General features: G+C 61.0%; 3 protein-coding genes and 2 pseudogenes. All 5 read left to right on the forward strand.

The window, feature by feature from the left end:
- The coding region (locus A3764_RS19055) for a transposase (protein ID WP_150122303.1) at positions 1 to 269 on the forward strand (269 nt) is incomplete at its 5' end.
- Between the two features lie 53 nt (positions 270 to 322).
- Positions 323 to 622 (forward strand): annotated as a pseudogene (locus A3764_RS19060) (hypothetical protein); the annotation flags it as partial.
- Between the two features lie 40 nt (positions 623 to 662).
- The gene (locus A3764_RS19065) at positions 663 to 1,604 is read left to right on the forward strand and encodes an ArdC family protein (protein WP_067923951.1); all 942 of its coding nucleotides are present in this window, start codon (positions 663 to 665) and stop codon (positions 1,602 to 1,604) included.
- 23 nt (positions 1,605 to 1,627) lie between these two features.
- Positions 1,628 to 1,834, forward strand: a pseudogene (locus tag A3764_RS19070) (DUF6330 family protein); the annotation flags it as partial.
- A gap of 91 nt (positions 1,835 to 1,925) precedes the next feature.
- Positions 1,926 to 2,260, forward strand: a 335-nt coding sequence (locus tag A3764_RS19075; protein ID WP_067951953.1) for a DUF3768 domain-containing protein, incomplete at its 3' end; no start/stop codon positions are given.

The raw sequence follows: 2,260 nt of genomic DNA on the forward strand, positions 1-2,260 counted from the left end.
GGCGCAGGGCATGGGCCGAGGTGATCCCATTCTTCGGCTTCGATCCGGCGATCCGCAAGATCATCTACACGACCACTGCCATAGAAAGCTTGAACCGCGTGATCCGAAAATCGATCAAGACGCGCGGTTCATTCCCGACCGACGAGGCCGCGACCAAGCTGATCTATCTCGCAATCCGCAAGTTCGAAAAGGATGGCAGAAATGTTCGGGAATGGTTTGCAGCCCGCAACCAGTTCGCCATAATGTTCGGCGAGCGCTTCGACGCTTGAGTATCTGAAACCGCATGGGCCGGGAAAGATACACAGAGTTCATGACACTCCCCATCTGCGGAGAGGGCGGGACATTCATCCATCTCGGTTGGACCACCGTTTCGACCTTCGCGCCGATCGAGCGCTTTCCCTTGGCCACTCTTGCGGTCGCACGGGGGACCCCCTTCATCGATATCCGACCCGTCACCAATGTCATCGCCTTCGCGAACCTACCGCGGGTGGCGCAGGACGGATCGGACGACTCTGAACCCTGGGGCCCTGGCAGGTCCGTCTCGCTGACCGACTACATCGACATGGTCGAAGGGCTCGGCGCGAGGATCGTCAACGATCCGCGGCCCCGTCAGTCAATCTGATCATCATTCCCTCACACCAACATTCGAAAGGAGGCCAGCCATGGCCCGATCCCGCACGCCCAAATTCGATGCCTCCGAGGTCATCACAAACGAAATCATCCGTATCATTGAGCGCGGCGTCCTGCCGTGGCGCAAGCCATGGACCGCAGGTGGCAGCTCTCGTCCCCTGCGCGTGGGCGGAGAACCCTACCAGGGAGTGAACAACTTCCTGCTGACGATGCGGACCGTGATGGCGGGCCACAGCTCTCCCTTCTGGATGACGTTGCCGCAGGCCAATGCCTTGGACGCAAAGGTTCGCAAGGGCGAGAAGTCCTCTGTCGTCGTTTACTACGGTCAAAGCCGGAGGGACGCCGGCGGCGATGAGCATGACCGCAGCGACGCGGATGATCACTCCGAGGGAGCCCGTATCTTCCGCTTCCAGAAATCCTACCGCGTGTTCAATGCCTGCCAGATCGAGGGCTTGCCCGACAGCTTCTTCCCCGACCCGGAGCCCGTGCCCGAGCATCCGCCGTCAGAGCCCATCCCGCACATGCAGGCGTTTTTCGATGCCATCGACATCACAACCGTCTTCACGGGAACGGAAGCGTACTATCTGCCGCCCGTGGACAAGGTCTACATGCCGTCCATCACTCGGTTCCAGGACCCGCGCAATTTCTACGGGGTCTGGGCCCATGAGCTGGCCCATGCCACGAAAGCCCCGCATCGACTGAACCGCGATTTCGGGTTCTCGAAGTTTGGCAACACGTCCTATGCGCGCGAGGAGATCGTCGCGGAATTGACCTCGGTGTTCCTGGGTCAGACGCTCGGCTTCACGGCGCATACGCTCGAGATGAATGCCGCCTACCTGCACAACTGGTTGCGGGTCCTTCGGTCGGACAAGGGCGCGATCTTCCGGCACGCCGCGGACGCGCAGCGCGCCTGTGATTATCTGATCGCCAGATCGGAGGTGGGCAGGGCAGGTCGCAGTGCCGAGGCCGCCTGACCGCACGGAGAACGGAGACACCCATGTCACGTAAGGAACCCAAAACGCTGCGGGTGGCCTGCTTCAACGACGGCCGCCGCAAGATCATCACCTTCAAGCGCGGTGCCTATTGGTGGAGCGCTGCCGAGGGCGCTTATCCGCTCTCGGCAGCGCTCGAGAGCATCAAAGAACAAGGCGGCTGGATCGAAACCATCCCCAACCCGAATTACAGACCCAAAGGGCTGTTCGGGTGGGGCGCCTTCGGCCTCGATTCATCCGCCAAGCGGAAAAGAAAAAGCGGGCTTTGAGAAGGGTGTTTCAAACCTCTCAAAGGAGATCCCCATGTCCATGAATGTTCAACCCCAGCTAGACCGTCCGGATCCGACCGTGATCGCGGTGCAGAACGACGCGTTTCGCAAACTTGCATGCCTTGGGGTGCCGCCCGCGCAACCCATCCAGGGCCGCATGCATGTCACCCGCTCGCTTATGGAGGCCGGCGATGGCTTCATGGCCGAGGCGGTCAAGGCAACCGGTGAGTTTGCCACGTTCGAGCCTGAGAATGATCCCGAGGGCTGGCACGACTTCGGGGCGGTCGAGATCCGGGGAGAGACCGTGTTCTGGAAGATCGATCTCTATGAAGCAGACTCGGACTTCCGCTATGGGGCTGAGACCCCGGA

This window comes from Sulfitobacter sp. HI0129, from assembly GCF_001635395.1.
Lineage (GTDB): Bacteria > Pseudomonadota > Alphaproteobacteria > Rhodobacterales > Rhodobacteraceae > Sulfitobacter.

Coding starts and splice junctions, on each gene's coding strand:
- A3764_RS19065 (WP_067923951.1), top strand. CDS start 663: ATGGCCCGATCCCGCACGCCCAAATTCGATGCCTCCGAGGTCATCACA.